The organism is Methylobacterium longum (genome assembly GCF_022179385.1).
Lineage (GTDB): Bacteria > Pseudomonadota > Alphaproteobacteria > Rhizobiales > Beijerinckiaceae > Methylobacterium > Methylobacterium longum.
The window spans coordinates 1-26,703 of record NZ_BPQS01000062.1 but is presented as its reverse complement, the minus strand read 5'-3'; the positions used below and the strand labels follow the sequence as shown (position 1 = coordinate 26,703).

The window sequence follows — 26,703 nt, the reverse complement described above, 5'->3', positions numbered from 1 at the left end:
CACCCGGCACATCATGGTCTTGAGGTCGCGCTGAGCGTTGGGCGCTGGCTCCTGGGTCGCGATGGTGTCGGTGCTGAGCGTCGGCGCGACGGCGGCAGGCGCTGCAGGCGGTACATGGCCCTTGGGCGCGAGACGGTCGGACAGGCTGGAGAGCGAGCCGCGGGCGGGCTTGGACATCGCCGGGTCTTTCAGGCTTTGCGGGGGAAGGTGCGGGCCAGCTTGGCCACCGCCGACCACATGGTCTCGATCTCGTTGGCGGCGCGGCCGTCGGGCTCGAACTCGGACACGGCCTGTCCGGTGATCAGCGCATGCGAGAGGCTGGCGCGCTGCGACACCTGACCGGGCAGCACTGGGGCGCCCATGCCGGTCAACACGCCCCGGGCCTCGGCCACGATGCTGGTCTCGTTCTCGCGGGTCACGGGCGGGCAGGCGTTCAGGACGCAGGCGATTGGGGCCTTGAGGCTGCGGGCCATGTCCAGGGTCGCGCCGACGGCGGCGAGGTCGAACGGGCCCGGCCGGACTGGAATGACCGTGATGGTGGCGCGGGACATCAGCGAACCGATCAGCGGCGCGTTGTGCGGCGGGCTGTCGATGATGGTCCACTCAATGCCGTCGGCCTCGGCGTCCTTCAGCAGGCCCGGCACGTCCTGAGCCGTGGCCTTCGCCAGTAGGGGCGTCTCGGCCGCGCGGCGCTCGTACCAGAAGGCGAGGGAGCCCTGCGGATCCGCGTCGATCAGGAGCGTGCGCCCGTCCCGGTCGGCCAGCGTGCCGAAGTGGGCGCTCAGGGTGCTCTTGCCGGCGCCCCCCTTCTGGGCGGCGATCAGGACGACATGCACGGGATGCTCGCTTCGCGGGTTCTCAGACGTGCGGCTATCCTGCCCACAGGGTTCCTGACAAGCTGTGAACGAAGCAGGCCGCCTTGCTGGTTGGCTGGCATTCTGGCTTGCTAGCAATCTGGTCGTCCTGTAGCTTCCGATAACGGTCATTCTCGGAAGTTTGGATGCGGCTAAGTGACGAGCTGGATGATGCCGCGAAACCAAGCCTATGGCTCAGCCGGTTGGACCGGACGGTGGGTCAGCCACCGGCTCGACGGAACGAGGAGCTTGGCTCAGATGGCAGACGACAGCGACGGGCTTCCGTTCCTTCCTGTAGAATGGCGACGGTCGGCCGAGGCGATCGCGCACGCGCTCGGGTTCGCGTCACCTGCACAGACCAGCGACGCAGAATGGGCTGCCGTCTTACGCAACGTCGAGGAGGCAGCGCGCATGCGTGGCGTCAGTGAAATGCCGTCACGCTGGCAGGAGGCGTTAGCGCGCAATGTCGGGCGGCCCTGAACTTCTTCCGGCCATCTCAGCCGATCCGACAGCCAGCCTGCCGGCCGAGGCGGCCGCGATGGTCCGCGCCTATCAGCAGGCCAGCAAGGCGGACTCTACCGTCCGCGCCTATCGCTCCGACGTACGGGTCTTCCAGGCTTGGTGCGAGCGGTACGGCTTCCGGTCCCTGCCTGCGAGCCCTGAGGCCGTGGCCGGTTTCCTGGCGCACGAGGCCGAGGCTGGGCGGTCCGCCTCCACCATCGGGCGTCGGCTGGCTGCGATCTCCTACGGCCACAAGCTGGCGAAGGCCGCGGACCCGACAGACGACGAGGACGTGCGCGCCACCATGAAGGGGATCCGGCGCCGGATCGGCACCGCTCCCACCCAGAAGGCCGCGGCCACGGTCGACGTGCTGCAGATGCTGCTGGCTCGCACGCCCGACATCCTGACCGGCAAGCGGGATCGGGCCTTGCTGGCGCTCGGGTTCGCAGGCGCTTTCCGTCGATCCGAACTGGTGGCGCTCGATGTCGAAGACCTGCGCGAGGATCCCGAGGGCCTGCGAGTCTTGGTCAAGCGCTCGAAGGTCGACCAGGAGGGCAGGGGGTTCGAGAAGGCGATCCCGCATGGCCGGTTCGTCAGGCCGGTGGCTCTCGTACGGGAATGGCTCGACGCGGCCCGGATCTCGGCGGGTCCGGTGTTTCGGCCGGTGTCGCGGTCGGGGAATGTTCGTCAGGGCGATGGCGTGCGCCTCACAGACCGATCCGTCGCCAACATCCTGCAGGGCTACTGCGCCGCCGCCGGCCTCGATGCCTCGACCTTCGGGGCGCACAGCCTGCGTGCCGGCTACATCACGACTGCCGCGGAGCGCGGGGCCGATCTCGCGCGGATTATGGATCAGAGCGGCCACCGCGATCCGCGGACCGTCGTCGGCTACATCCGGCGGGCGAACGCGTTCAAAGGGCACTCGGGGAGCGGGTTCCTGTAGCGATCTGGCGCAGCGACAGGCGTGACATCATCTCGATTTGGCGCGACACTCGGTTAGCAAATCAGGCGAGCAACAGCCTGAACATCTCGGGGGCAGTGGAGTGCGCTATGCCCCGCTACCGCTCCGATGTCCTGCTCGCCGTGTTGATGGCAACCCTGCTTCTCAGCTCGCCAGCGTTCGCGCAGGTGATAGCAGACCCTCCGATCGGCTCCTTAGATGCCAGCGAGAACATGCCGAAGGCCACGGACGCCATTCCGGAGCGCATCCGGACTTATGATCCTGAGGTGACCGGCGGCATAAAGGTTCGCAGCGACTTGGCGGATAAGCCCGAAAGAGCGACGCCGCGACCGAAGCCGCATTGAGACGATGCACGGACCCGATGCTGAGAACGCCGCGAAGGTCATCGCCGAGAACGTCGTCTCAGCCTTCGAGCGGGACGACGTCGGGGCCGGGGCCTTTTTGGCGGGCGGCCGTGAGATGGCCGTAGCAGGACTGATGCGCGAGCTGTTGGACGTGATGCCGGCCGAGGATAGCGACGCGCTCGCGGCGGCCTGCAACCGCTTCCTCGACAGGCTCGCCACCATGAGCATGCCGGGCCCGCGGGTCGAGGCGGTCGACCCCGACGATGGATCAGTGACAATGCGACAGAGATAGGCGGCAGTCGGGTAGGCTCGGCAGACCAGCGTCTTGGAGGGTCTAAGTCTGAGCGGCTCGTGCCACGATGTCCGAGGCTTACCGGCCGAACTCTCGCCTGAGTGCCTCGCTCAGCGCGTCGAAGCGCGTGTTGGCCCGGGCCACGTAGATGCCCGTGAGCGCGAAGGCGAACAGGATCACGAACACGCCCATGAACAGCCCGAGGGAGGCGGTGCCGCCGACCTTTACGGCCAAGAGCTGTTTGTCGAAGGCGATCAGGCCGATGAAGCCGAAGTAGACCACCAGCATCAGGATCGTCAGGGTCCAGCCGAAGCGCGTGCGCTCGGCGATCAGCTGCTGGAACTGTGGGCTATGAACGATCCGGTCGATCTGCGGCTCGACTCTGGCCGTGTCTGCAAGATCAGTTCGCTCGGTCTGGGGGGAAAGTCTTGCGGCGGTCGCCATGGCGCATCCTTGTACAAAACTGCACGGATGCAGGTGTCAGGTTATGGGCCCTAACCGTCTCTCCCACAAGTCACTGCTGATCGTACGGCCTCGGCGCCCTGCAGGGCGTCTCGGGTCATCTCCTGATGGTAGCGCTGCGGTCGGCTGACGATGGCCTACGTCCGCCACGACCCGCCGCCGGTGCGCATCGTCTTATAGCCGCTCAGCCCATTGATCGGCTTCGGTGGAGCTTTCGGCGCGATGCCCGGCCGTGCGCGGTCGAGGAGCTGTCCTACCAGGGCAATGGCGTCGACCTGATCGTCGTGGACCCCGGCAGGAAAGCGCAGCAGCTCGGCCTCGAAATCCTTCCGCCAGGGCGCGTCGCCCGGGATGTAGAGCCCGCGCATCGACATGCGGGCGCGGATGCTCTGAGCCCGGACGGCCTTGTCCCCGCGGGTTGGGAACTGCCGGCGGTAGACGTACGCCTTCGCCTCGCGAGCAGCGGCATCCATCATCGGCCCGAGTGCGGATCGGATCTGGCCCGTCTCCTCGGCCCATTCGATCGGGCGCCACTTCTTCACGAGATCGCACCACGCCGCGATCCACTCGCCGCTGTCAGCCTGCTTCCGCCACATGTCGAGGACATACATGTTCCCGGCCGGGTCGATGCCCACGACGATGTGCACCGTGTAATCGCCCCCGCCAGCCGTGACGGCGTAGTCGCTCGCCCCGTAGACGTTCAGGGTCTCGCGGTCGGGCGAGCCCTTGCTCGGCTTGATCCATTCGCGCTCGAAGTAGGCGCCGCCCTCCGGCACCGGCACCTGCTGGTACAGGCTGGCCCAGGTGCGGGTGTCGACCTCCTCCTTCCGCCGACGAAGCTGTGCGCCGTAGCCGTACTCGCCGTCGTCCCAGAGGAAGTCGCCCATCTGCCGTCCAAGCGGGTCGCCTAGACCGGCCTGCGCCGGCAGGGACAGCACGCGGTAGGGGCGGGCGATGGCGTCGAGCTGCCGGATGATGCGCCCGGCAAGGTCGTCGTCGTGCCAGCGGGTGTGCATGATGACCTTCTTCGCCCCGGGTTTCAGGCGGGTCGAGAAGTCGTCCGAGTACCAGTCCCACACCCGGTCGCGCATGCGCCGGCTCTCCGCATCCTCGCGGCTGCCGAACGGGTCGTCGATGATGCCCAAATCCGCACGGAAGCCGGCGATGCCGACACCGACGCCGACGGCGTAGTACTCGCCGCCGGCCGTGGTCGCCCATCGGTTCGCCGCTTGGCTGTCCGAGGACAGGCTGACACCGAGTTCGCCCTCGTGCTCCACCATCAGGTTGCGGGTCTTGCGCCCGAACCGCTCGGCAAGCTCCGAGGAGTGCGAGGCGGTGAGCACGTTCCGCTCGGGGTGGCGGGCCACGTACCACGCCGGAAACAGGTGGTTGGTGTAGATCGACTTCCCGGACCCGGGCGGCATGAACACCAGCAGGGTGTCGACCTCGTCGTCGGCCTCCAGCAGTTCCAACTCGGCGATCAATGCCTCGTGATGGTGGGCTGGGTGGTAGCCGGCGGCCACGGACCACGCGACCATCGAGGACCGCAGCTCAGTGCGCTGTCGGCGCCGGGCCGCTTCCTCCCGCAGGGTCTTCACCCTCTGGATCGAGGCCGACACGTCGAAGCTCGGCGACGGCTGCGGCGAGTTCGGTTCGAAGCTCGGCATCGGAGAGGTCTCCCGTGTTGTCGACGCTGATGTGCTGCGGGGCCTTGCCCCAGCCGCGGTCGAGGATGGTGTTGATGGCCGACATGCGGGCCGTGCCGGTCTCCTCCGGGTTGCGCATGATCTCGGCCGCCGTCTCGACGGCCTCGCGCGTGTAGCTGCGGGCGAGCGCCTTCACGTCGTCGGGGATGCGGGGACGGCCGCCGGGATTACCGGACTGGCCGGCGGAAAAACGCTTGCCGGGGGGCGGGGTCGACATGGTCTCGTCTCAACAGTCGTGATGAAGTTTAGCCGTTGCTATGTGCCCTCAGATCAGAGGCATGAACAGGGGGCACAGTCTTGGTCGAGCAGGGTTCACGGGGCCGGGGGGTTCATCGCGACCAGCCCGCGGATCAGGGGGTCAAAATCGCCTGCGGCCAGATAGGCCATTCGCGTGTACTTCAGGCCGAAGGCTGCAAGCGTGTCGTTCTCCGGCAGAATGAATGCGCCTTTGTCGATTAGGCCCTGCCGCTCCAAGCTCTGTCGCAGATTGCTTTGCCGAGGAGCGGCCTTGGCGGTGCGCAGCAGGGATGGTTCGCCGATGATGCCACCGGGAAACTCGATCCAGGCGTGACCGTCCCAGTCCAACGGGACGGATCCGTCGGTCACGAACGGGCCGCTATACTTGAACGCCAGGACGCCCTCACAAGACAGCGACCCCAGCGCGACTTTGTTCGGGACACCGTCCTCGGTGAGGCTCCACGAGATGGCCGCACAGAGCCCGACACACTGCTTGTCAGTGTTGCGAAACGTCAGCAAGGCATCCTTGGTGCACGCCGCGAAAGCCTTGCGGAACGCTTCTGGTGTTGCGGTCACATGCTGGTTGGGGTCGGACATGGCGGCTCCTTCAGGCTGCGTCGTCGGGAGTGTAGTGGCTGCCTGCGCGGTTGGGTCGGCGCGGCTGACAGGTCGGTAGCAACGCGGTCTTATTCCGGCGGCTGATGCGGGCCGCGATGCGTTCAGCGTCAGCCCGTGACGGCATGCGGGTCCGGCCGATGATGGCGCCGGCCTGTAGCCGCTCCATGCACCAGCACCCGGCGACGAGGGCGGCGCGGACGCCCGACGATCTGTCTCGGATGTGGGTGCGGGGGAATTGGACGACGTTCCACATGGTGGCCTCTCAGGCTGCGGGACGGTTGAGAGCGGCGTAGCTCGCCCAGACGCGTCGCTTGTCGAGCGGGTCGAGGCTGGCGAGCGCGGATAGGGCAGGCGGCAACAGGTGGTCGTCCTGCTCGGCACGCAGCAGCAGGTCGGCGAGGCTCTGACCGCGCGGGCCCGTCGACAGGTGGACGATTGCGCGCAGGCACCTCAACCGCGCCTTGCGCTCGGCCGGGTCGATGTCGGGGCGGAACGGCCCCCAAGCCTCGGAGGCGGGGATCACAGCCGCACCTCAGCCGGACATTTCGGACATTGTCCGGTCTGTCCGCCCCGTCCGAGCGGAGGGATCAGCCCCGTCGACGGACCTTGATGCCGGGACGATGGTGCTTGGTGCAGCGCCGGCTCAGTGCGCTTGTTCCGCCGGCGGAACGCTTGGTCTCGAACCGTTCCCCGCACTCGGCACAGTGGGTCACGAACACGTCGAGTTGCGTCATCCGCCCGTCCAGACGCCGATAGGGTTCGGTCCGGTCCAACCAGTACGCCTGCCCTGAAATCACATGATCTGGGTCTCGGATTGCAGATCGACTTGTCACGCTCAGATTTCCCTTCTCGAAAATCAGCCCCGCGTGACAGGCGTGACAGCGGGAGCCCCCCCTTTAGGGGGGTGCTCCGCATGTCACGGCGAATGTCACGGCCTCGGGGGGCGTGACAGGCGTGACATTTGGCAGTTGTCACGGGTGTCACGCCTGTCACGGCTACGCTCGCCACAGCCACTCCTCCCCGTTCCAAGCAGCGGTCTTGAACCCGTGCTTCGGGCAGGCGGATAGGGCTCTCTTCAGGGCCTGCCGGATCGTGGCGGCGGCCTTGTCGCCGTCCGTCTCAGCGGTGGCGTAGCGGCGGCGGAATTCGGGGCGCATCTCCTCGACGGTGATGGCGCGGACGGTCTCGCCGGCACCCCGCACCTGCACGTCGCGGCCGTGGGTCAGCAGCGTCTCGTCGAACGCACCCTTCAGGGCGACGATCGGCAGAGGATCCTTCTGCGGGGCCTTGCGGGTGGAGGGCGGCGGTTCATCCATCTTCGGCTCGACGACGCAGGCGCCGTAGGCGTCGCCGTCCTCGTCGGTCCCGAGCTGCACGAAGCGGAGCGCGAACGCCGCGATGGGGCCTTCCTCGGCCCACCGGCTCTTGGCGAGGTTGAGCGACCGGGTCGTCACCTCGCCTGTGACTTGGTTGCGGTCCGCCATGATGCTCAGCACAGCGTCGGCCCCGCCGCGATAGGCCGAGGATCCGCGCAGGCCGGTATCCTCGGTTTTGCCGTAGTGATGGATCGGCATGACGAGGGCGCCGATCGGCTCGCCGAGCATGCGCATGTGCCGAAGGTGCTGTTGGGCCTCGGCGGCGTCGTTCTCGTCCTTCATGGCGAAGGCGGCGGCCATGGTGTCGATCTCGATGAGGCCGAGCCGGACGCCGAACTCCTCACGCATCCGGGCGTCGACGGCGCGGATCTTGGGCTGCAGCGCCTTCACCTCCTCGGGATCGGCGAGGTTCGGGACGGCTCCCATCCACGCAATCGGGAGGCGCTTCCCGCTGGCACGAACTGACCGTGCCGCCTCGATGCGGGCGGCCAGCGTGCCGGCACCTTCAGCGGCAAGGATCAGCGTTCCGACCCGCTCGACGACACGGCGGCCGAAGAATGGCTCGCCAGTCCCGAGCGACACGCCGAGGTCGACGCCCGTGAAAGTCTTGCCCGCGCCGGACTGGCCGCCGAGGATTGCGACGCCCTCGGCCGGCAGCAGGTTCTTCACGAGGTACCGCGGCGGGTCGGGCTGCGCGTCGCCGTCGAACGTGAAGCCGAGCAAAGCGGCATCGACGCCGTGCTCGCTGCCGACCGGATGAGGCCGGCGGAAGCGGGTGCGTTCGTAGATCGTGTCTGATTGGTCCGGCTTCACGCCCATGCGCCGTTCTCCGCAATCAGAGCATCATTCAAGTCAGAGCCGGTTCGGGGCGCCACCACGTCGACATCGCGCCCGGCGCCGCTCCACCGCTCGCCGACCTGCTGCACGGCCGCCTCGCTGGCCGCGCCGGTCTCGGCGCACACTGTCAGGGCCTCGATGCCCGACAGGACGGGGAAGGCCGCGATCCCGCCGACGCCGCCCATGGCCCACATCGGCACGAGGCCGAGCGCCATGCCAGCGAGCGCGGACTCCACGCCCTCGGCCAGGGCGAGGCCTAGCGTCACCTCGGAGTCGGCGGTGAGCTTGATCGCGGCGCCGCCGGCTCGGCCGAGCATCTTCCGGCCGAGCTTTTCGCCGGTCACGGGGTCGAGGCGGGTCCGGTGCAGGCCGACCATCTCGTTGGTGGCGATGTCCCGATAGGCGCACAGCATCATCGGGACGCGCTCGGCCTCCCACGGCCCGGCCGGGTGGAAGCGTACCGCGTGCCCGCAGACGGAGGCCGGCAAATCCAGCTTCCGGTGCTGGTTCAGGTATCGCTCTACGAGGCTGCCGCGCGGGTCCCTTCCAGCCTCGCGCCAGATGCGCACGACACGCTCGGCCTTGATCTGGGCTTCGGCCTCGCGGGCGACCTGTTGCTGCTCGCGGGCGCGTTCCTGGCGGGCGAGTTCGCGCGGGTCCAGCTCCTGCCGACGTTCGCGCTCCTCCCATCGAGGGAGGCCGCACTGCACGTCGATGAAGTCGCGCAGGGACAGAGGGTCGTCGCCCGCGAACGACGTGACGGTGTAGCCGTTGCGCTTGTCGGGTGCGGGCAGGATCCGGGCCGACATGTCGCCGGCGCCGTGGCCTGGGGCTCGGAACGAGACGCCGCCGCTGATGATGCGCCCGCCCGGCAGGCAGGACGCTGCGTGATGCAGGTTCAGCATGCGGTGCGCAGCTCCTGGTCGAGCCGGTCCGTCAGCAAGGCGAGCCAGTCGCCCTGGTGGATCGTGAGGTTGCCGTGCAGCCGCGCGATGTCGGCGAGGAACGCCCGCTCACGGGCGCTGAAGCGCCAAGGGCGGCTCTGGCAGTACCGAACACGGGAGCGGTGCTCGGACTCCTGGCGGGACGTGTAGACCCGCTTCCGGGCGTAGGTGTCGAACGGGCGGATGCGGTTGGCGCCAACCGGATTGTCTCGGCGCCAAGACGAGCCCGAACCTTGCACATTGTGCAAGGTCTCGCTGGCTGGGATCGCGGCGGCGAGGTCGTGCCAGTCGAGGCCGGCAGCCTGTAGCTTCCGGCCGACGCCACGGCAGGCGCCAAGGGCTTCGTGGTCGTTCTCGGCACCGCAGAGGGGCAGCAGGGCGCGGACGCTGCTGGGGATCGGGCCCGGCGTGTTCATGCCCGGTCCTCCAGCATGTCGGAGATGCGGCCGATCAGAGCCCGCTCGGACTCCTCGGCGACCTGGGCTACGGCCAGCGCGTCGGCGGGCAGTAGGGCCTCGATCTCGGTTCTCAGGAGCTGACGCAGGATGCCCGCCGGCATGGCCTCTGCCTCGACCGTCTCGCGGACGTGGAGCGCCCGCCGGTCCCCGGCCTTTCTCGGCTTGCCGGGCAGGTCGTAGGTCTCGATCTGCTCCAGGGTGATGCCGAGCCGGGTGAACGTCATGTCCACGTCGGCCAGGAGGTGGCTGCGCAGCTCGCGCTCCAGCGCCATGTCGATCAGCACGCCGGCCGGGTCGAAGTCGCCGATGTAGAAGATCACCACCGGCTTGCCGTCGCGGCGAGCGTTGATGCTCTCGGCGGCTTGGTAGGCCAGCGAAATCGAGGAGAACCCGCCGCACGGGTACAGGCTGACGGCAAGCTCCTCGCAGTCGCCCTGGATCGTCCCGGCGATCGACCGGCTTTCCGTCCAGACCTCCACGTAGTGGCTGGCCATCTGCCAGAGGTCGGCGCGGTAGAGCCCCTGAACCCGGCGCAGGAAATCGCCCGTACCGGTGAACGTGTCGACGAAGTAGCCGCGGCGGGTCGCGTCCGTGATCCAGCCGTAGGGCAGGGTGCCAGCCCGGCGCATCTTCACGATGCGGTCCTGCACCTGCGCGTAGCCCGCATCGGTCTTCTCGACCGGTTCGGGCAGGCGCGGGTTCGTCATCCGGTAGAAGACGTGGCGGACCGACTGCGGGTGGTCCTCGGCGAGGACGTCGAGGATCTGCTGCTCAAGCTGCCCAACCTGGGCGGCGGTGCGGCGGGCCCGCTTTATCCGGCCCGCCTGATAAGATGGGGCGAGGATGGCCACGCTCATATCCGCCGCTCCGAAACCGCGTACGCCAAGCTGCCGATCACCGCGGCGAGCGCCGGGCTGCGGACTCGGTCGAGAACAGCGCGGGTGCGCAGATCCTCGACGGGCGGATGATCATGGGGAGGGGTCGGTACGGAACGGCGTTGCCGCAGGGCGATGGATCGACTAAATGAGGTCTGCACAGATTTGACCTTTCGGCCCCTGCAACGGTCCTCCGTTTCCGGGGCCGTTTTTTTGCGCTGGGGTGTGGGTGCGCCGGCCGCATCGGCGCGGGATGAGCGGCCCGCGGGGCTCGCCCGCGGAAGCGGGATCAGGCGGCAGCGGTCTCTGGCATCGAGACACCGAGCATGGCGCGCAGCTTCGCGGTCGGTACGCGGTATTGAGCGCCGACACGGACGGATGGGATCTCGCCGTTCCGCAGGGCCTTGTAGGTCGTGTTCCTGCTGAGCTTCAGCAGCCGACCTGTCGTCTCAACATCGACCGTCATCTCGCGCATCAGATCGGCGAAGTCAGCCTGCGCGAGATCCGCGACCGATGCGGCCGCCTTGGTTTGGCTTACAGAATGAGTCGTCATCAGCGGCCTCGCGACTTCGGTAAGTGAAATCACTAACTGATGGCATCTGCTATCGGTTGAGCCCGCTTGTCAACTACCCGATAGATGTGCCATCACCGCAGAAAGGCTCTGTTTGGGACGGATTGGTTATGAGCGAAGCGGAAGCGCAGAAAAAAATCGGTCGGCCGGCGAAAAATCCCGGCGAGGGCAAGCGCCCGACCATCACGTTCCGGTGCCGGGGCCCTCTGCACGAACGGATCCAAGCATCCGCGCGCGAGGCGGACCGTTCGGTGAGTGAAGAGGTCGAAACACGATTAGATAGAAGTTATCTGGCTGACGATCAGCACCGCGACAATCAAGAAGTGCTTGCCAGCATAACCCAACGAATAGTTTTAGACGTGCTTCATGATTATGTTGGCGGGAAGCACAACTTTAACGCGGGGCAACGGTTCGCCCACGCCTTGAAATATCATCAGGCCGAAGCGGACGCGAAATTTAGATCAGAGGATCCTTGGTATATCGATGCCGACAAGAAGAAATACATTCGAGACAAGGTATCTGATCTGGTCGGCTTCATTATCGACGAACTTGCCGACGAGACAGATCCAGAAGAGGCCGAGCGGCGTCGGAAGGCGCTTGAAGACTTCACGGCTGGGCGCGGCGGCCTGTCCGCCCTCGGCCAGGGCTATCTCGGCCCTTCGGCTGGGAACGATGCCAAGGACTAGATATGCCTAGGGCGCTGGCACTAAGCGCCTTAGATGACGCGCGCTTGTGATGTAATGGTTGTGGTTGGTGTAAGTTGTCAGCCCGATATCATTCGAGCTATTCCTAAGGCGCGCAAGACATAGAGCCATCTTCGTGCGTTAGTGCCTCGACAACATCGAGGCACCGCACATGCGCTGCAAATTTCCTGCTCATCTCTATATTCGCGTCGACCGCGATCTGCGCGCCGCGTTGAACGACGGTGCCAAGGCGTCGGGCGAAAACGTGTCGACCTTCGCCCGGCGCACGCTGCGGGCGGCGGTCGGCGCCCCGGATCGTGACCCGCCGCCGGCTGGCCCGGCCGCCGCTCTACGGGCTGCTGCGTGATGAGCGGCGGCTATTCCTCAGGCTACCGGCCGTCCGCGAACGTGCAGACGGTTGGGTCCGACCCGATCAGGCGTTCGTGGTTGGAGACGGCGAGCTACGCGCCCGACGCCTACCGGGCGCAGCACGGCCTCTCGCTCGGGCTCACCCCGGCGACGCGCCAGACCGCCATGGCGGCCTTGTTCAGCGAGCGCCCAATCGACGTCGACCCATCGCAGGACATCTTCGGCATCGGCCGCGGCCCGCAGATCCCGAACTATGCCCAGGGCGTCGAGCCGCTGGCGTTCCTGGGGCAGGCCTCCCCACCGTCGCAGGCGTTCCGTGATCAGAACCAGTACGCGCTGCTCGCGCAGGATGTTGGCAACGCCCTGACCGGCCAGCCGACCCGCAGCGAAAACCGAGCCGGGGACGCGCTCGCGTTCCTGTTCGGAACAGGCCCTCAGACGCCCGGAAGGTCACGCTGAGCTATGCCGCTACGGGACGCATGAGGGCGGCGCCCTACCAAGGCGAGCCGAACGAGCGGCGCGGCGGAGCGATGGGGGCGGGCCCGCGGCGGTGCTTCGGCGCGACCGCCTTGCCGTTGATCTTGCCGATCAAGATGCGGCCGGCGTCCAGAAACACGGACACGAACAGCGTCAGGGCGTAGGCGATGCCGATGCCCAGCGTGAGCGCGAGACCGGCCTGCACCGGCTCCCCTGACTGCTGCGCCATGTCGTGGAAGGCGTAGCAGACTGTGCCGACGATGCTGCCCTGGAAGGCGAGCCAAGCGAGCCGCTGAATGAGCAACATGTTCAACGACCTTCTTCCTCTGGAGGATGGTCCTGGTGGTGACGATCAGCATCGTCAGTAGTTGCGGGTCGCGCGTGGGGCGAGGCCGGACAAAGCGAGCAGGCCGCCCATGCCGATCAGGTACATCGCGGGGATGAAGGCGGGCCCCACCCCGCCAGCCGACAGCAGGGCAACCCCGCCGAGGGCCAGCGGCGTGCCGAGCAGGATGCAGAGCAGTCGTCTCCAGGCGGGCATTATGCTTCCGGGTGTCACTGGATCGCACCTTCGGTCGAGACTTTTAAGAAGGCAGCTTTCACCATATACCTAATATTTGTTCTATACTGTGATCGATGTTGACCCTCCAGCGCAGTGGTATTTAACAGTACCTGCTCTTCTGTGTCGCACGCTGAAAAAGCATGCTCCACCAAAGATGATAGCGGTAGATTGCGAGAATTAAATTTAGTCATAGCATCATACACGCAATCGTGCCAAGTATCGAAAGCTGTGTTAAATGTTTCATTGAGCTGCGGTTTTGCTTGGCTGAGGGCATATAACAGCGGCGAGGTCAGCACTGACCCGAATATTAAAAGCCTGAATAAGAATGGCATCGTCGCCCCTCAACAATCGGCCAAGCTACGCGGGCGCGAGCGCGGTGCGCTGACAACGCGGACGCCAACCTCGCGGCCTTCTGCCAGCGGATGCCACATCATCCACGACCGGCCTGAGCATAAGCGGCGGCCGCTGGCGCACGCTGTTCCGGCGGAAGGCGGCAGGGGATCTGTTCGGTGGGCCATACGCTTAAGGGCGCGCGCCGGCCGCACGTGAACTGCGAAACACGGCGACTGGCGCGCAATGATGCAGTCCCTCAGTTCAGCGCTTGCGGATCCGCCTCCGTGAGGAAGGCGCCGACCTCGTGGAGGAACTGCATGCGGTTCTTCTCCATCACCACCGTATGGGTGCCCTCCCCCAGCTCCACGAAGCGCTTGTAGGGGGCGTGCGTCAGCTTGGTGAAGTATTCCTGCGCCTGATAGCTCGGCAGGTCGGCGTCCCACTCGGCGTGGATGATCAGCACCGGCACGCGGATCTCGCCCGGGTCGTAGAGCGGCTTGCCCGCCTGCCAGTACTCCTTCGAGTCGGCGACGACGCCGTTCGGCGCCCGCAGGACCGGCGGCGATTGCTTCGCGCCCTCCTGGTCCGTCGCGAAGGTCGCATCGGCCCATTGCTCGAACCAGCCCGCCGGGATCAGGTCGGCCTTCTTGTCCTCAGACACGCCTTTCAGCCAGCGCTCCTTAGCGCTGTCCCGGCTGACGCTGCGGTAAGCTCCGAGTGGCCCATCACCACCGATGAGCGAGGGCGTGCGTGAGAGCCACTGCGGCGCGTAGAGAACGAGCCGGTTGACCTTGTCGTTGTGGGTGCTGGTGTAGAGCCCCATGGTGGAGGTTCCCCAGGACCAGCCCATCAGGTCGATCTTCTCGACCCCGCGGCGCTTGGTGATGAAGTCCACCACCTGCTCCACGACCTTGGCGGCGTCGGGCGTGCGCATGAAGGGCGCATTGTCCGCCGCCGGCGCGCTCATGACCCCAGGACGTCCGGACAGGCCGTAGCCCGGCAGGTCCACGAGGTAGACGTCGAAGCCGAGGCCCGCGAGGTAGTCCATGGCCGACATCCCGCCGAGCGGGAGGTCCAGTGCCGTAGAGGCGGGATAGGTCGCGCCGTGCACGTAGAGCAGGATCCGGTCCCCCGGGAACCGGTCCGTGCCGGCCGGGCGCTTGTTGCGCACGTAGATCTCGACCCCGGGCTCGCTCCAGGGCAGGCGGAACTCCTCTGTCTCCAGCCGGCTCGACGGGCTAGCAGCTGCTGCAGGCAAGATCAGTTTAGGCAGGGTCGCGGTCGCAAGGCCGACGGCGAATGCCCCCACGAGCTGACGGCGTGGTAGCCCCGCGCCCGGTCGCACTCCGTCCAGACGCGGATCTGTCTGTGATGGTCTGTCCGACATGGCTTCCTCCCGTCCGCCTTGCGCGGCGGCTTACCCAATTCAAGCGCTCGGGCGCGCTGTGAGCAATGGCTGCCATCCCGTCCGACTTGCCGAACACCCGCAGACCGTCACCGCATAGCTCGACCCGCACCACCACCCGCGCGATTTCTCGCTTGATCTAATCGGTCGAGGTCGACCGCTGCCCCTCGGCAGCCTTTCTTCGGTTCCGCTGGCCTCGTTTTTCCCAGATCTAGAACCTCAGTAGGCGTGCGGTTCGCGGATTTGCACCCTCTCCCCTGAAGGCGGGCGCCGTTGGGTTTCGGCGCATCATGCGCCGGAATTGCCGGGCTGCCTTTGCGCGCCAGCCGCAGCCATGCGGTCCACTCCGGCGAGACGATGCGAACGATGTTCGTGTCGTTGCGGAAGCCGGTGATCTGGCGCTCCTCGACGGTGAGCAGCCCAAGCTGGCGCGCCTCGCGGATGGCGTTGCGGACGGTGGTCTCGGCGACACCCGCGACTGCCGCGAGGTTCGGCACGGACAGGCGGCAGTCCTTCCGGCGCGCAGTCTCGGCAGCCACGAGGGCCAGCACCGCCTGCTCGGCCAGCGTGAACCGGGCCGCGATGCCCGGCGGGAGCCGCCCAGAGGCGGCCCAGCGGCGACGGCGCTCCATTGAGGCATCCGTGCGCGGACGCGAGCCGACGGCCCTCCTGGGGGTCCCTACAGGCACGGCGGCGGTATCAGATGGCGGCGAATACGACACGGTGTCGCTTTTGGCCTGCCGCGCCTCGATCATCGCAGACAGCGCCTCGGCCTCGGCCTCCGTAATCTGCCCATCTCCGTAGGCGCGCCACAGCGCAGCCGTGACGGCTGGCAACGCGGCGCGTGGGGCCATCTCCACCTGCCGGCGGATCTCATCGGCATAGTTCATCGAACCCGGTCCCTCACAGGCCGCGGCTAGGGTCCAGGCAAAGCCTTCCCGTTGACGGAAACAGGTTCCGTCTTGACTCCCGGGGGAGGTCATGGCTTGTGAGGGGTAGTGACACGCGCCTCACAGCGCCTTGGGTTTTCAGCAGCCTCTTCCTTGCCGGGAAGGGGCTGTTGGCTTTTCAGGGTCTATCTCGCGGCGATGGTCTCCTGAATGGCGGCCACGACTCGCCAAGGCGGGTGCAGCCGGAACGGTCCATGTCGGCCGGGGCGCACGGTTAAGTCAACGTTGCTACGGACGACCGCTGGGCGTCACAACCCGGACTTCCCTCTTGCGACGCGACCATGCAGGGTCGCGCTATGCGGCTTCTTCCCACCATCGTTTGGCTCTTCGGGTTGGCGACCCTTCTATGGTTCGCCGCGAGTCTTATCGTCCTCGCCCCCAGCTTGTTTGGTCAGCCAGTGCGTAGCCCAGCGCACGCTCTGTACGGGTACACAGTTGCGGCCGTGCAAGCGGCGGTCATCGTGGGATGGGCATGGGCTCTCTATCAAAGCGTTAGAGAACGTTCGTCTCTGAACGGCTCGGCCCAGGCCATGTGCGCCGGTACCGCCGCCGCACAGGTAGCCATCATTGGCGCGACCGCGGCGCTTATCGGTGGCTGGATCCCTGGCGGAAGGGCAAATGTTTTAATCGGGTACGCGTTGATATCTGTGCTTCTAATGGTGGCGGTACGCCGAGCGAGGCAATTAAGCACGAGATGATTTTTGATATCTCATTGCTTAATAACCGAGACGCTCGCGTTCACGCCGATTTAATTCTAGTTCCACAAGTGACTGCACCTCCCTTGCTTTTATCACAGCGTCACCTGCTCGTAGAAACCAGCGCCCAGAGAGAATTAAAACTATCACGGCCGCGCCCATTGCAACCTCGTGCTGATAATGGGCCCCGAGCAGGATGACGATCCCGAGGGCGATGATCATAGCAATGAGCGCCTGACCTTCTTGTATATTTTGAATTTGTACGGCGACGTAGCAGCGCCAAAGCACTTCGTCTTTTACCCAATATTTTAGCACAGTTGTCCTCACATCTAGTTGACGTTCAGCAAAGCTGATAACGCTGAAAGGATCGTGCCCAGCATCAAGCCCGTTCTAGCGGGTCGACGAGGAACGCCCCGGCCGCCGCGATGATGTTGCCGCGGCCTCGCCAGGGCAAGATGACGGCCTCCGTCGCGACCGTCGTCAGAACAGCCTCGGGCTCGTCCTCCTCGCGGTCCTGATCGCCGCCGCGCATGTAGACGACCTGCGAGCCGGCGGTGTTCTCGGGCGCCGCCAGGGACGGCTCAGCGTCCCCGCCCTCCTCGTCGTCAGCGTCCCCGTCCATGCGATCCAGAACCGCGATGATGCGGTCTGCCGCGTCGAGGGCGGTCTATGCAACCTCCTCAAGGCTGGCGCGCAGTGCGGCGCCCGCCAACGGTGCCAGGATCTCCAGAGCGGCCGGTTTCGGGCGCAGGGTGAAGGTGAGCACGTCGCCCCTGGTCAACGCCTCGCCTCAAGCCACCGGTAGATCACGGCGCTGTTCGAGCCCCGCTCCTGCGTCAGGCGGCTAACCTCGTCCTTCAGTTCACACGGGGCATCCATAGGCACCGACGGGCAGATGTACGCCCACTCCTCGTCGTCAGCCCGCCACTCGACCCGGCCGCCAACACGCTCCCAGGCCGCCATCCAGGCGGGCACATCGAAGTCGGACTGGCGCAGGGTCACTCCCGTGATGGCCGCGGCGCTCAACAGCAGGGCCGTATAAGTCGTGTTGCCCTCGTACCAAGCCGTCGAGGCGAGCCGGCGGGTGTGCACCGCCAAGCCCTCGACCGTCATGGCCGGGATCCGATGCACCTGCAGGGTGGCCCGGTTGGCGGTCTTCTCCGCGGCCCTGTAGGCGTCCGATAGCTCCTTGCAGCGGAACCGGAGCTTGAGGTCCGCACGGCGCGCGTCCCAGGCTTCCGCCAGCGGGAGCAGGCCCTTCCAGCGCCGGACCATGTGCGGTGTCTGGCCGCCGCGCCCGAACGCGGGCACCGCGTTCCTGATGACGCGTCGCAGCCCTTCCGCGGTCCAGACCAGATCCGCCGCGTTCGTGCAGTGCTCGCGCCATACAGCTTGCGTCGGCACCTGCCCGATTACGGTGTGGCGGGTGATCCCGGCGAACAGGTGCCGCTCCCAGCCTTCCAGGAACAGCTCCTCGGGGTAGCTGCCGAACGCGCTGTTGAAGGCCGATGATGCGTCCCGGCTTGCCTGACGGGCTGCCTCGCAGGCTGCGGTCGCGCGGAGGTACTCGGCTTCGGCGTCGAGCAGCGCCTGATCGGGATGAGGCTCCACAGGGAGGACGGTCGGGGCGGCCAGCGCCAGTGCCGGCAGCGGCACGGCGGCAGCGAAGGATCCGGCCACAACGGTCCGGCGGCTAAGGCTGCCGCTCAGCTCGGCCGCATGCTCGCGCAGGCTGGGGGCGTTCGGGTTGCGGCGGATCAGGTTCTTGAGGGTCGCGAGGAAGGGCATTGCGGATCCTGGATGACGGTAGCGGGCAGACCGGCCCGCGCGGGTTGCGGGTTGCTTCAGAACAGAGTGGCGAGGCCGGTTAGGACCATGCCGCCGCCGATGATCGCCACGGCGGCCAGCAGTTCGCCGGCCACGTCGAGGAAGCGCAGGGACCGGCTGTGCGCGGTGTCGGGGCGGACGGGCGCCACGGCCTGCCAGGGCTCGACCGTGCCGGGCTGGGTTTCGTCGGGCAGGTTGCGGTAGCGGCGGTCCACGGGGAGCTGACGGCGGGCGCTGGTCACGGCGCGAACCGGGGCGGGCTGGCTGAAATCGGGGATGCGGGCGTGCGTCATCGTTCGGGCTCCAGTGTGGGCTCGTGGCGGTAGATCGGTGATGGGGAGGGGCGCGGCCGCCGCAAACCTAGTTTGCTAGCAAGCAGCGAACACGGTCAGCTAGCAAACTGACGACGGGAGACCTTGGCGACCTGCCATGTGGCCTTGAGGGCGGACGACATGGCCTCGGCACGGGAGACGCCGCACCGCTCCTGAATGCCGGTAGCGGCCTTGCAGGCGGCGGCCATGATGGCGGCCCGGTCGTACTGGCCGGCGACGACGAGGGGGCGAGTGCGGGCGCCGAGCTGCACGAGGGCGCGGGCGCCGAGCAGGCCGGCGGGGATCTTGGCGCGAGCGTCGCGACCGGCGCGGTCGATGCGGGTCCAGGAGACGGTGCGGTGGGACATTTGGCACTCCGGTTGGCTTTGGCTGCACCGTGTGCTAACTTTGTAGGGCGAGGTGCTGGGTTGTGTCAACACCCTGTGCAGGCTTTTTGGTACAGGGTATAGAATGACGCCCGCTCAGTTGAGAATGGCCCGCGCGGCGGTGAGGCTCGGAGTGCGTGAAGTGGCCGAGCTGGCTGGGGTTGCGCCGTACACAATCAGCCGGTTCGAGACCGAGCAGGGTGGCCTCCGCCTCGACACCTCCGAAAAGCTCAAGACGGCCCTCTCGGCACTGGGCGTTCGGTTCACAAATGACGAGCAAGGGCGCTCGTGCATTTGCTACGTGCCGCCGAGCGCCGGGGCTGAGACCTGACCATGGCACGGCCAGCCGACGACGGATCTGGTTTGGGATCGGAGCCTGCCGATCGGTCGTGAGGCGTCACATAAAAAGCGACCCCATTTTTTTATTCGGAATAGGGGCACCCCCTGGGTAGCGCCCCCATTTTGCCGACCCCTAAAAGGCCCCCTTTTCTGGGCGAGCGGGACCGATCAGAGCACGATGGCGGGCAAGGCAGAGAAGACGAACGGGGGCGGCCGGACCGAGGAGCATGGCGGCTTCTTCGCGGTCCACCGGGGCATGTGGAACATCGTCAGCCAGCAGGCGACCATGAACGAGGCGGTGGCCTACCTCGTCCTGGCCCGCGGCTCGCACTTCGGCACCCGTCTCACCTCGTGGTCGGCGGACTCCATCGAGCGGTACACCGCCATCGGGCGCGGCCGGGTGAAGGAAGCCATCGCTGGCTTGGTGGCGGCCGGTCTGATCGTCCAGACGCGCGTGGGCACCCGGCCCCAGTACTACCTGCCGACGGCGCCCGAGTTCGAGCGGATGTATGCGCCCGACGTGGAACTCACGCTGGCTCAGCGAGCCCTCTTCGACCGGGTGCGGCGGTCCAAGGGGCCGATCCCTCTGACGGCCGACGACACCGAACTTGCTGAGGACCTGGAGCTGCGCGGCCTACTGATGGGCACGGAGGACGGCGGCTACTTCGTAGACCCCGACATCGACCACATCCCGCGCTCGGCTTGGATCTGGCTGCCGAACAGCCTCGTCGGCGAGGTCGACGGCCCTCCGGGGCCGCTCGATCAGATCCGGCAGACGCAGGACAAGCTGGCACTCGGGCTGCTCGTGGACCTGTACTACTGGCAGAGCCTCGCCTCGAACGGCGGCTTGCACTGGCTGATGATCCGCCAGGAGTACGACAGGGTCCGCTTAGGTCAACGGGGCATCCACGACATCTGGGGCTTCCGCCGATCCGGTGTGATGATGTCGAACGCGGCGCCGTTCGTGGAACCGTACCTGACTGGCGAGTACGTGACGGCCAAGGAGCCGGACGGCACTACCTCCGAGGCCGACACCGGCAGCGCCAAGGTCTGGGCGACCGTGGTCAAGCTGAATAACCTGGGCCTGATCCAATTCGTCCCGCACCTGATCGAAGCCGACACCAAGGAGGGCGAGGTGATCCACCCCTGCCCGATCTCGGTTGGCGTCCCAGAGGAGCAGGCCATCACGGCAGCGGCGCGGGACGCAGCTCTCCGGCTGATGACGGACGGTCAGGAGCGGTTCGCCGACAGCAAGGGGTACGAGCCGATCATCCCCCTGCCCCGACACCTCGACAATGCCGTGCTGGTCGGGCTGCTGCGGCTCACGTACCGAGCCCACACAACGGCTACGGCGAAGTGGATGACGAACGCCGAGGACTGGGCGCGGTGGGTGGCCAAGTACAACCAGATCGGGGTCGACGCCTGACCCGGCCAAGAACGTGCAACATTAAAGGGGCATCAACGGCGGATCAAAGGGGTCTCCAAGGAGGATCAATGGGGCATCCAAGGTGGATCCAAGGGGGATGGCTTAATCCCAGTAGGAGCACATGGCCTCCTCCCCTTGGTCGGAGGCGACCTTCCCCGCAGGCTATCAGTACGCTGTGACACCTGAGCGGGAAGGCTGTGGCAGCCGGGGCATAGCTCTCACGGTGCCGGACTCCTACTGCCTGCCGATGACCGCCGGACCCGTCCCCTCCTCGTCCTCCGATCCTGTCGCCGGCTGGCGTAGCGCCATCGAGAACCTGTCCGAGCACGCCTCGCCATGCCGATACCTTGCCCCTGCAAAGTGGGCGACGATGCGGGCCAACGCGCTGGCCTTCTGCGACCAGCACGGCGCCGAGGCGTACCGGCTCGGCTGGACGGCGCCGCAGCTCTTCGGCGTGCATCCGAACCACGGCACCCTGCGCGTCGACTACTGCGGAGCCTTGATGGTCGGCGGCACGCCGGCGCGGGGCGTCGAGGCAAACCGTGTGCTGTTCGAGCAGACGGCGGCCTACCGCGATCGGCAGGGTCAGGAGTGGGGCGTGCCGATCTGGGAGTTCGCGGCGCGGGGCGGCTGACGCTCAGCCTCATCGTCAGCGCGCCGCTTGGAGCATCCAGTTCCGCGCGACGGCCAACTGGTCAACGTCTTCAGCACTCGGCATCGCGGCGATGACAGCCTCGACGATCTGGCGGACCGCACGGTCATCCAGGCCCAGCCCCTGCGCATAGCCGTGCAGGCGGCGCGTTAGGCTGGCCGCGATCGCTTCGTGGCCGGGCTCAAGCTCGCTCATCCCTCGACCGGGAAGCCCATGATGACGGCGGTCATCACCATCGTGCGCCGAAGGCCCGGTGAGGTCGCCTTGTCCGCCAGCAGCTTCTTGGCCTGCGGGTGCATCTCGATCGCCTTGGCCACGTTGATGGTGTGGCCGGACTTGAAGGCGAACGAACCGGCAGCTTCGTCCGTCAGGTAGGCCGCCGTTGCCGCCTCGATCTCCTCGTCGGTGATCTCGGACTTGCGGCGCAGGTCGCCGACGGATGGGATCTCTTTGGCCATGCCGGAGAGCTATCGCGGCTCCCCTTCCCCGTCCATCACGCTCACTCCGTGCCAAGTGGCGCCGAGCCTCGCGAGAATAGCACTGCTCCCGTTGAGCAGCCGCACTAAGCAGACAGCCCCTCTAACCTGGAGAGGCCGGCATCAGTGATCCGCCATGTTGCGAACGTGCCTCCAAGATGGGGGCCGGCTCGCTCCCCGATCCACACGAGATCGCCCAGGCTTTCCAGGCTGCTCAGGCGGCTGTGATCACCCGGCCAAGCCCGATCCCTCTCACGCTTGATCGAGATGAGCCCGTCCATCGCTTGAGCGGCTTTCGTGAGCAGGCGACGCTCGTGGTTGACCAGCATGGGCATTCTCCAGTGACGGTTGGGCCGCTACGCAGGCACTGCGTAGAAGCTTAGCCATTTAGAAACGTTTGGCAACGTGGAGCCCGGTGACGAGCGGTTGCCATGCCTCAAGCGGCCTCTGCAGCGGTCGATGCGCGACCGTTAGATCCACTCCCCTGCCTCAACCAGACCGTGTATGAGAGAAACATAGGTTGGGAGGCGCAGTTCGTGCCGATGCCGTGGATCGAGGCGATCGTCGCCATCAACGAGGACATCATCGCCTGCGAACGGCGCTTTCACGACCAGTGCGCCTTGGTCGTCGCGAGGGCAGTGGGGGGACAGGTCACGGCCGAGGATGAGATGCTGCTCGCCTCCTACATGACGAGCCTCACCCTGGTCCGGGCTCATCGGAACAGCCTGTTGTCGGATATCTCAGCCGACGCATGAGCACCGCCAACACCCGTGTTGAGGGCCTTGATCCCCTTGCGCCGTGACACCGCGAGCCTAGTCTTCGTTCACAAGTCTAAGCGTCAGGTCCAGTAACTCGGGAACGCTGGCACGTCCTGAGCCGGGAACAAACGCCGCGAATGACACGCGGTAGAGATGTCCGTTCACCCGCATCGGCAGCCCGAGCACCGCGCTGAACTCAGTGCCGTCGCTGGTCGATGCCCTCACCCGCACGCGCATGCTCCCGTTGCCAAGGTCTGTGACGGCGAGCAGTTCGGGTTCCCGAGCCATGGCTATGACGAAGTGGCGTTGCCGGACGGAGTGTAGCACAAACAGAAGGACCGCGTGAGCGATGCGGCCGGGAGCATCCGGCCTGCTGAAGCAGTGTCCGGCCACTGATCCGGCTGGACGCGAGGTCTGATCTCAGCTGCATTCTCGAAGGTTGGTTTTCGTACCGAGGAACCCGATTGGGTTGCACGCGATCTAACCAGTGTTGATGGCGATCCTAGCCCGGCACGTGATCGCCACGATGCGCCGACTGGTTCGCGAGAAGGGCGCAAGAGGGATCATGACGGACAGCACGTCAGAGGCATCCGGCAATCCGTTCCTGCGCAAGCTAGAGCGGTTCGTGCCTCTGTCGGATGAGGACAGGGTCGTGCTGCTGAAGGTCAGCGAGAACGCTCAGGCTGTTCCGGCCCGAACGGATCTGGTCCAAGAGGGCGACCCACCCGCGGGCGTGTTCCTGATCCTGGAGGGGTTCGCCTGCCGCTACAAGCTCCGGGCCAACGGTGCGCGTCAGATCATGGCCTACCTCGTACCGGGCGACGCCGGTGACTTCGACGTGGCGCTGCTGGATGCCATGGATCACTCCATCAGTACGCTGTCCGACTGCACGGTGGTGCGGATCGCGCCCGAGACAATCCGGGATTTGCTGGCGCGTCCGGCCGTCGCGGCAGCGCTGCGGAAGTCCACGCTGGTGGACGAGGCGACCCTGCGCGAGTGGTTGCTCAACGTCGGCCGCCGCACGGCGGTGGAGCGGCTCGCGCACCTGTTCTGCGAGCTGCACCTGCGCTTGAGCGCGGTCGGTCGGACGGATGAGTACCGCTTCAAGCTACCCCTCACCCAGCCGGATCTCGCTGACACGACCGGTATGACCAGCGTACACCTCAACCGCTCGCTCATGGAACTCCGGCGGCAGGGTCTGATTGAACTTCAGCAGAGGCATCTGACGATCCTGGACCTGCCGCGGCTCAGGGAGCTTGCGGAGTTCAAGGCCGGATACCTGCACCTGGGAGACCAAGCCGCCGCATGAGCCTGCGTCTCCAGCCTGTGCAGGTCGCTACGGGAAGCGATGATGCCGAGAGCCAGCTCGTCTTCGCGGATGGGTTTCTCGTCGCGGTCCTGGTCTGCCTCTCCGAGCAGCACGAGGCGGATGCGGGCAAGTGGTTCCTAGAAGCGGGCTTCGGGCGGGTCGATGACCTGAATGCGCCGCTGTTCGCCGACGTGGATGAGGCACAGGGCTGGATCGAACAGCAACTGCTCTGATCGCATGCCGCCTGCGGAGCTGACACGCCCCGCGCAGCCTAGAATGTCCTAGGGCGTACCGTCCCGCTGCAGCGCGGTGCCGTTAAGGATTGGCTAACCATACGCCACGCCAAGTTGTCGCAGGGGGAGGACACCACGACAGCTTTCGGAGACGCGCATGCCCCGCTTTTTCATCGACACCGACGACGGAAACCTTCCGGTGATCGACGAGGACGGCGTGGAGTATCGGGATCTGGCGAGCGCCGAGGACGAGGCGATGCGCACGTTGCCCGAGATGGTCCAATCGCGGCACCCGGCGCGCAGCTGGCGCGAGATCTCCGCGACGGTGCGAGACGAGGCCGGCGCTGTGCGCTTCCGGGCCTCTCTGGCCCTCACCGTCGAGCGGACGCGCGTCGACACGCTTCGTGCGGGACAGGCAGCCGCCTGATCTGCCCCGGGGTGCCGTGGACGAGCACGGCTCGTTGCCGGGACATGGCTACTGAAGCTGCTCAGGACCGTCCATCAGGCCCAGCCGCAGGGCGAGCATCACGATCCCCCCATCCGTGAACGTCTCCCCGTCGACTAGCCAGAGCGGATAGTCGTTGCTCCAGGGCTCGACGATATAGCCGCAAGCCCGAAGCGCCTGAACGGCTTCAACAAGCGCGTTCTCGACTACGGCCATGCCGCTACGCGGATGCCACGACCATCCGCAGCCGTACCTCCGATCATCCCGCATGCGGTGGCGGCTTATCCCTGAACGGCCCGATCAGGCGCTCGTACTCGGCCTCTGCCGGCCCGTAGCTGGTGCCGGCGAGGTCGTAGAGCATCGCACGATGCCGAACGGTGATGAGGGAACGCTTGGCGTGGATGGCTCCGTAACCCTCCAGCGCTTGCACGGCGAGCGTCACGCTCGATCGCGTCGTGCCCAGCATGACGGCTAGGAAGTCATGTGTGAGCGGCAGCTCGTCGCCCTCCAGCCGGTCGTGAGCCATGAGGATCCAGCGTGCCAGCCGCTCCTCGATGGTGAAGGCCGCGTTCGACAGCGCCGTCTGGCTCAGGGTCATGATGAGCACGTGCGTGTAGCGCAGCAACAGGTCGTGGAGGGTGGGACTGCGCCGCATCGCGCCCCGCAGGGCCTCCGCTCCGATCCGCAGCCACGGTCCCCCGGTCTGGACCATGATCTCGTGGGGCGCCCGATCAGAGCCGAGCACCGTGGCGGTGCTGATCATGGCCTCGTAGCCGAAGCATGCGACCTCAACTTTGCGACCTTCACCCGTCACCGAGAGGTTCGACGACAGCCCGCCTTCCGGGAAGTAGGCGAACTCAAGCGTCTGACCGACCGTGACCAAGGTTTCACCCTTGCGAACTTCTACCCGCTCGAACTGTGGGAGAAGCTCCTCCAGCTCACCAGGAGGCAGCGCCCGGAGCAGACGGTTCTTGGTGCCGGTCACACTCATTGTGTGCTCTGTCTCCTCGCCCGTGACACGGACCAAGCAGTCATTCAGCCCAAGCTTCGATTGAATTCCGCTAGCGCTGACCATGAAGCCTCGCCCCAGGTCTCAGTCGTCCAGCTCCGGCTCATGTTCCGGTATCGGGACATCACCCAACCATAGCCCAGCATACGTCAGTGTCGCCGTGTAGACGGTGGCGTTGCTCTCGTCGCGCACCAGAACCGTGAACGCCTGCTTGTCGCCGTCCTTGGGGATCTCGCCTTTGGCGACCTCAGGCAGCGAGTGCCGGGCCTCTTGGCGGACAGCCTCGTCGTCGCCGCACTCACTGCCCTCGGTATCCCGCCGCAGCGCCTGCCCGTCGTGGAAGTCGAAGAAGTACCGGGGCATTCACCGCTCTCTGCAGTCACCCCCCTAAGCGCTAACCCACGATCAAGGCGACCGGGTTCTGTCAGACATCGGACCGTTATCCTCACGCCTGCCCCTAATTCGCTGATGAGCCGGGACCAATCTGAGAACGTGTGAGACCAGAGGACCGTGACGGGGCGCTGCCGCAGGCTGATCGGCAGCGTTTACCGCACCGGCCGGGCGGCCATCTCATCACGGCTCGCCCGGCCTCGCGCACACCCGACCGCAGCACGGCTGGTTTAGCCAGCCTGCTGGCGATCCAGCTTCCGGGCAACGCGCCATGACGGAAAGCCTTGTTGCTGATCCGCTGGCTTACGTGATTGCTAGCAATCCAGAAGGCCAGCTTCTCGCAAAGGCGTGAACCTGACCTGCTGGCTTCTCTACTTGCCCGCGTTTGGGCTGCGCTTCTCGATGACGGGCGGACGCTGGTTCTTGCGCAGCAGGTCGTTGCACGCCTCAATCAGCAGGTCCTCCAGGTTCTCACCCTTGTCGATGGCCAGCCGGGACATCTCCTGCCAGCCGGCGCGGTTCACCCGGCACATCATGGTCTTGAGGTCGCGCTGAGCGTTGGGCGCTGGCTCCTGGGTCGCGATGGTGTCGGTGCTGAGCGTCGGCGCGACGGCGGCAGGCGCTGCAGGCGG

Annotated in this window: 40 protein-coding genes; 13 read left to right on the top strand and 27 right to left on the bottom strand. The window is 66.4% G+C overall.

The genetic code is table 11. From position 1 onward, the window contains the following. Nucleotides 1-188: 188 nt before the first annotated feature. Complete coding sequence (locus tag MFF58_RS28145; RefSeq protein ID WP_238293079.1) at nt 189-836, bottom strand: nucleotide-binding protein; 648 nt, start codon at nt 834-836, stop codon at nt 189-191. A 276-nt stretch (nt 837-1,112) separates the two neighbouring features. Here MFF58_RS28145 and MFF58_RS28140 point away from each other — a divergent pair, with 276 nt between their 5' ends. The 4 genes from MFF58_RS28140 (at nt 1,113) to MFF58_RS28125 (ending at nt 2,952) form a co-directional block, all read left to right on the top strand. Beyond that, a complete protein-coding gene (locus MFF58_RS28140; RefSeq protein WP_238293077.1) occupies nt 1,113-1,334 on the top strand; it encodes a hypothetical protein in 222 nt (73 codons plus the stop codon). After that, nucleotides 1,318-2,298: a site-specific integrase gene (locus MFF58_RS28135; RefSeq protein WP_238293075.1), complete on the top strand. Its 981-nt coding sequence runs from the start codon at nt 1,318-1,320 to the stop codon at nt 2,296-2,298. Before MFF58_RS28140 ends, MFF58_RS28135 begins: the two co-directional genes overlap by 17 nt. Nucleotides 2,299-2,405: 107 nt before the next feature. Further along, nucleotides 2,406-2,660 carry a hypothetical protein gene (locus MFF58_RS28130; RefSeq protein WP_238293071.1) on the top strand — a complete coding sequence of 85 codons (255 nt, stop codon included), beginning with the start codon at nt 2,406-2,408 and terminating at the stop codon, nt 2,658-2,660. A 4-nt stretch (nt 2,661-2,664) separates the two neighbouring features. After that, entirely contained in the window at nt 2,665-2,952 is a 288-nt protein-coding gene (locus MFF58_RS28125) for a hypothetical protein (protein ID WP_238293068.1), read from the top strand. Nucleotides 2,953-3,030: 78 nt separating this feature from the next. Here the strand turns inward: MFF58_RS28125 and MFF58_RS28120 are convergent, their stop codons facing one another. From MFF58_RS28120 to MFF58_RS28075, 10 genes are all read right to left on the bottom strand, one after another. Then, nucleotides 3,031-3,396 (bottom strand): DUF485 domain-containing protein, encoded by a 366-nt coding sequence (locus MFF58_RS28120; protein ID WP_238293066.1) that lies wholly within the window; start codon nt 3,394-3,396, stop codon nt 3,031-3,033. Between the two features lie 155 nt (nt 3,397-3,551). Beyond that, entirely contained in the window at nt 3,552-5,081 is a 1,530-nt protein-coding gene (gene terL / locus MFF58_RS28115) for a phage terminase large subunit (RefSeq protein WP_238293048.1), read from the bottom strand. After that, on the bottom strand, nt 4,966-5,337 hold the full coding sequence (locus tag MFF58_RS28110; RefSeq protein WP_238293046.1) for a DUF5681 domain-containing protein: 372 nt from the start codon (nt 5,335-5,337) through the stop codon (nt 4,966-4,968). The genes terL and MFF58_RS28110 overlap by 116 nt, the downstream gene beginning before the upstream one ends. A 95-nt stretch (nt 5,338-5,432) precedes the next feature. Next, nucleotides 5,433-5,954, bottom strand: a complete 522-nt coding sequence (locus tag MFF58_RS28105; protein WP_238293044.1) for a hypothetical protein — start codon at nt 5,952-5,954, stop codon at nt 5,433-5,435. A gap of 283 nt (nt 5,955-6,237) precedes the next feature. Continuing rightward, the gene (locus MFF58_RS28100) at nt 6,238-6,498 is read right to left on the bottom strand and encodes a hypothetical protein (protein WP_238293041.1); all 261 of its coding nucleotides are present in this window, start codon (nt 6,496-6,498) and stop codon (nt 6,238-6,240) included. A 472-nt stretch (nt 6,499-6,970) separates the two neighbouring features. Further along, a complete protein-coding gene (locus MFF58_RS28095) occupies nt 6,971-8,170 on the bottom strand; it encodes an ATP-binding protein (protein WP_238293039.1) in 1,200 nt (399 codons plus the stop codon). Then, nucleotides 8,161-9,093 (bottom strand): DUF7146 domain-containing protein, encoded by a 933-nt coding sequence (locus MFF58_RS28090; protein WP_238293037.1) that lies wholly within the window; start codon nt 9,091-9,093, stop codon nt 8,161-8,163. The genes MFF58_RS28095 and MFF58_RS28090 overlap by 10 nt, the downstream gene beginning before the upstream one ends. Next, nucleotides 9,087-9,548 carry a hypothetical protein gene (locus MFF58_RS28085; RefSeq protein ID WP_238293036.1) on the bottom strand — a complete coding sequence of 154 codons (462 nt, stop codon included), beginning with the start codon at nt 9,546-9,548 and terminating at the stop codon, nt 9,087-9,089. The genes MFF58_RS28090 and MFF58_RS28085 overlap by 7 nt, the downstream gene beginning before the upstream one ends. Continuing rightward, nucleotides 9,545-10,447, bottom strand: coding sequence for a hypothetical protein (locus MFF58_RS28080; protein ID WP_238293034.1), 903 nt, complete (start codon nt 10,445-10,447; stop codon nt 9,545-9,547). The genes MFF58_RS28085 and MFF58_RS28080 overlap by 4 nt, the downstream gene beginning before the upstream one ends. Before the next feature lie 307 nt (nt 10,448-10,754). Next, a complete protein-coding gene (locus tag MFF58_RS28075) occupies nt 10,755-11,051 on the bottom strand; it encodes a helix-turn-helix domain-containing protein (RefSeq protein WP_238293031.1) in 297 nt (98 codons plus the stop codon). Nucleotides 11,052-11,146: 95 nt separating this feature from the next. Here MFF58_RS28075 and MFF58_RS28070 point away from each other — a divergent pair, with 95 nt between their 5' ends. From MFF58_RS28070 to MFF58_RS28060, 3 genes are all read left to right on the top strand, one after another. Next, nucleotides 11,147-11,722 carry a hypothetical protein gene (locus tag MFF58_RS28070; RefSeq protein ID WP_238293029.1) on the top strand — a complete coding sequence of 192 codons (576 nt, stop codon included), beginning with the start codon at nt 11,147-11,149 and terminating at the stop codon, nt 11,720-11,722. A 169-nt stretch (nt 11,723-11,891) separates the two neighbouring features. Continuing rightward, complete coding sequence (locus tag MFF58_RS28065; protein WP_238293027.1) at nt 11,892-12,086, top strand: hypothetical protein; 195 nt, start codon at nt 11,892-11,894, stop codon at nt 12,084-12,086. Then, complete coding sequence (locus MFF58_RS28060; protein WP_238293025.1) at nt 12,086-12,547, top strand: hypothetical protein; 462 nt, start codon at nt 12,086-12,088, stop codon at nt 12,545-12,547. Before MFF58_RS28065 ends, MFF58_RS28060 begins: the two co-directional genes overlap by 1 nt. Before the next feature lie 34 nt (nt 12,548-12,581). Here MFF58_RS28060 and MFF58_RS28055 read toward each other — a convergent pair whose 3' ends face one another. The 9 genes from MFF58_RS28055 to MFF58_RS28015 form a co-directional block, all read right to left on the bottom strand. Continuing rightward, on the bottom strand, nt 12,582-12,872 hold the full coding sequence (locus MFF58_RS28055) for a hypothetical protein (protein ID WP_238293023.1): 291 nt from the start codon (nt 12,870-12,872) through the stop codon (nt 12,582-12,584). Nucleotides 12,873-12,926: 54 nt separating this feature from the next. Further along, on the bottom strand, nt 12,927-13,106 hold the full coding sequence (locus MFF58_RS28050; protein ID WP_238293021.1) for a hypothetical protein: 180 nt from the start codon (nt 13,104-13,106) through the stop codon (nt 12,927-12,929). 610 nt (nt 13,107-13,716) lie between these two features. Then, nucleotides 13,717-14,847, bottom strand: a complete 1,131-nt coding sequence (locus tag MFF58_RS28045; RefSeq protein ID WP_238293018.1) for an alpha/beta hydrolase — start codon at nt 14,845-14,847, stop codon at nt 13,717-13,719. 107 nt (nt 14,848-14,954) lie between these two features. Then, a complete protein-coding gene (locus MFF58_RS28040; protein ID WP_238293016.1) occupies nt 14,955-15,755 on the bottom strand; it encodes a helix-turn-helix domain-containing protein in 801 nt (266 codons plus the stop codon). Between the two features lie 776 nt (nt 15,756-16,531). Continuing rightward, entirely contained in the window at nt 16,532-16,825 is a 294-nt protein-coding gene (locus MFF58_RS28035) for a hypothetical protein (protein ID WP_238293015.1), read from the bottom strand. A 64-nt stretch (nt 16,826-16,889) separates the two neighbouring features. Beyond that, nucleotides 16,890-17,132, bottom strand: a complete 243-nt coding sequence (locus MFF58_RS28030) for a hypothetical protein (RefSeq protein WP_238293012.1) — start codon at nt 17,130-17,132, stop codon at nt 16,890-16,892. A gap of 155 nt (nt 17,133-17,287) precedes the next feature. Then, nucleotides 17,288-18,298 (bottom strand): hypothetical protein, encoded by a 1,011-nt coding sequence (locus tag MFF58_RS28025; RefSeq protein ID WP_238293008.1) that lies wholly within the window; start codon nt 18,296-18,298, stop codon nt 17,288-17,290. Nucleotides 18,299-18,354: 56 nt separating this feature from the next. After that, a complete protein-coding gene (locus MFF58_RS28020; RefSeq protein ID WP_238293005.1) occupies nt 18,355-18,630 on the bottom strand; it encodes a hypothetical protein in 276 nt (91 codons plus the stop codon). Between the two features lie 95 nt (nt 18,631-18,725). Beyond that, a complete protein-coding gene (locus MFF58_RS28015) occupies nt 18,726-19,016 on the bottom strand; it encodes a hypothetical protein (protein ID WP_238293004.1) in 291 nt (96 codons plus the stop codon). Nucleotides 19,017-19,551: 535 nt separating this feature from the next. Here MFF58_RS28015 and MFF58_RS28005 point away from each other — a divergent pair. Both MFF58_RS28005 and MFF58_RS28000 read left to right on the top strand, forming a co-directional pair. Then, nucleotides 19,552-20,799 carry a hypothetical protein gene (locus MFF58_RS28005; RefSeq protein ID WP_238293000.1) on the top strand — a complete coding sequence of 416 codons (1,248 nt, stop codon included), beginning with the start codon at nt 19,552-19,554 and terminating at the stop codon, nt 20,797-20,799. Nucleotides 20,800-20,920: 121 nt separating this feature from the next. After that, nucleotides 20,921-21,433, top strand: coding sequence for a hypothetical protein (locus MFF58_RS28000; RefSeq protein ID WP_308445487.1), 513 nt, complete (start codon nt 20,921-20,923; stop codon nt 21,431-21,433). A 15-nt stretch (nt 21,434-21,448) separates the two neighbouring features. Here MFF58_RS28000 and MFF58_RS27995 read toward each other — a convergent pair whose 3' ends face one another. The 3 genes from MFF58_RS27995 to MFF58_RS27985 all read right to left on the bottom strand — a co-directional run bounded on the left by MFF58_RS27995 (nt 21,449) and on the right by MFF58_RS27985 (nt 22,256). Continuing rightward, a complete protein-coding gene (locus tag MFF58_RS27995; protein ID WP_238292998.1) occupies nt 21,449-21,646 on the bottom strand; it encodes a hypothetical protein in 198 nt (65 codons plus the stop codon). After that, complete coding sequence (locus MFF58_RS27990; RefSeq protein ID WP_238292996.1) at nt 21,643-21,909, bottom strand: hypothetical protein; 267 nt, start codon at nt 21,907-21,909, stop codon at nt 21,643-21,645. The genes MFF58_RS27995 and MFF58_RS27990 overlap by 4 nt, the downstream gene beginning before the upstream one ends. 104 nt (nt 21,910-22,013) lie before the next feature. Beyond that, a complete protein-coding gene (locus MFF58_RS27985; protein ID WP_238292993.1) occupies nt 22,014-22,256 on the bottom strand; it encodes a hypothetical protein in 243 nt (80 codons plus the stop codon). Nucleotides 22,257-22,358: 102 nt separating this feature from the next. Here MFF58_RS27985 and MFF58_RS27980 point away from each other — a divergent pair, with 102 nt between their 5' ends. From MFF58_RS27980 to MFF58_RS27965, 4 genes are all read left to right on the top strand, one after another. Beyond that, complete coding sequence (locus MFF58_RS27980; RefSeq protein ID WP_238292991.1) at nt 22,359-22,682, top strand: hypothetical protein; 324 nt, start codon at nt 22,359-22,361, stop codon at nt 22,680-22,682. Between the two features lie 568 nt (nt 22,683-23,250). Continuing rightward, nucleotides 23,251-23,994 (top strand): Crp/Fnr family transcriptional regulator, encoded by a 744-nt coding sequence (locus MFF58_RS27975; RefSeq protein ID WP_238292988.1) that lies wholly within the window; start codon nt 23,251-23,253, stop codon nt 23,992-23,994. Continuing rightward, nucleotides 23,991-24,227, top strand: coding sequence for a hypothetical protein (locus MFF58_RS27970; RefSeq protein WP_238292985.1), 237 nt, complete (start codon nt 23,991-23,993; stop codon nt 24,225-24,227). The genes MFF58_RS27975 and MFF58_RS27970 overlap by 4 nt, the downstream gene beginning before the upstream one ends. A 157-nt stretch (nt 24,228-24,384) precedes the next feature. Continuing rightward, nucleotides 24,385-24,654, top strand: coding sequence for a DUF6894 family protein (locus tag MFF58_RS27965; protein WP_238292983.1), 270 nt, complete (start codon nt 24,385-24,387; stop codon nt 24,652-24,654). 48 nt (nt 24,655-24,702) lie between these two features. On the opposite strand, the gene MFF58_RS27960 is transcribed toward MFF58_RS27965, so the two are convergent. The 4 genes from MFF58_RS27960 to MFF58_RS27945 all read right to left on the bottom strand — a co-directional run. Continuing rightward, on the bottom strand, nt 24,703-24,888 hold the full coding sequence (locus MFF58_RS27960; RefSeq protein ID WP_238292981.1) for a hypothetical protein: 186 nt from the start codon (nt 24,886-24,888) through the stop codon (nt 24,703-24,705). Nucleotides 24,889-24,931: 43 nt separating this feature from the next. Further along, nucleotides 24,932-25,663, bottom strand: coding sequence for a Crp/Fnr family transcriptional regulator (locus MFF58_RS27955; RefSeq protein ID WP_238292979.1), 732 nt, complete (start codon nt 25,661-25,663; stop codon nt 24,932-24,934). Between the two features lie 102 nt (nt 25,664-25,765). Beyond that, nucleotides 25,766-26,044, bottom strand: a complete 279-nt coding sequence (locus MFF58_RS27950; protein WP_238292977.1) for a DUF6894 family protein — start codon at nt 26,042-26,044, stop codon at nt 25,766-25,768. 398 nt (nt 26,045-26,442) lie between these two features. Further along, nucleotides 26,443-26,703: hypothetical protein (locus tag MFF58_RS27945; protein ID WP_238292976.1), on the bottom strand; the 261-nt coding region annotated here is incomplete at its 5' end.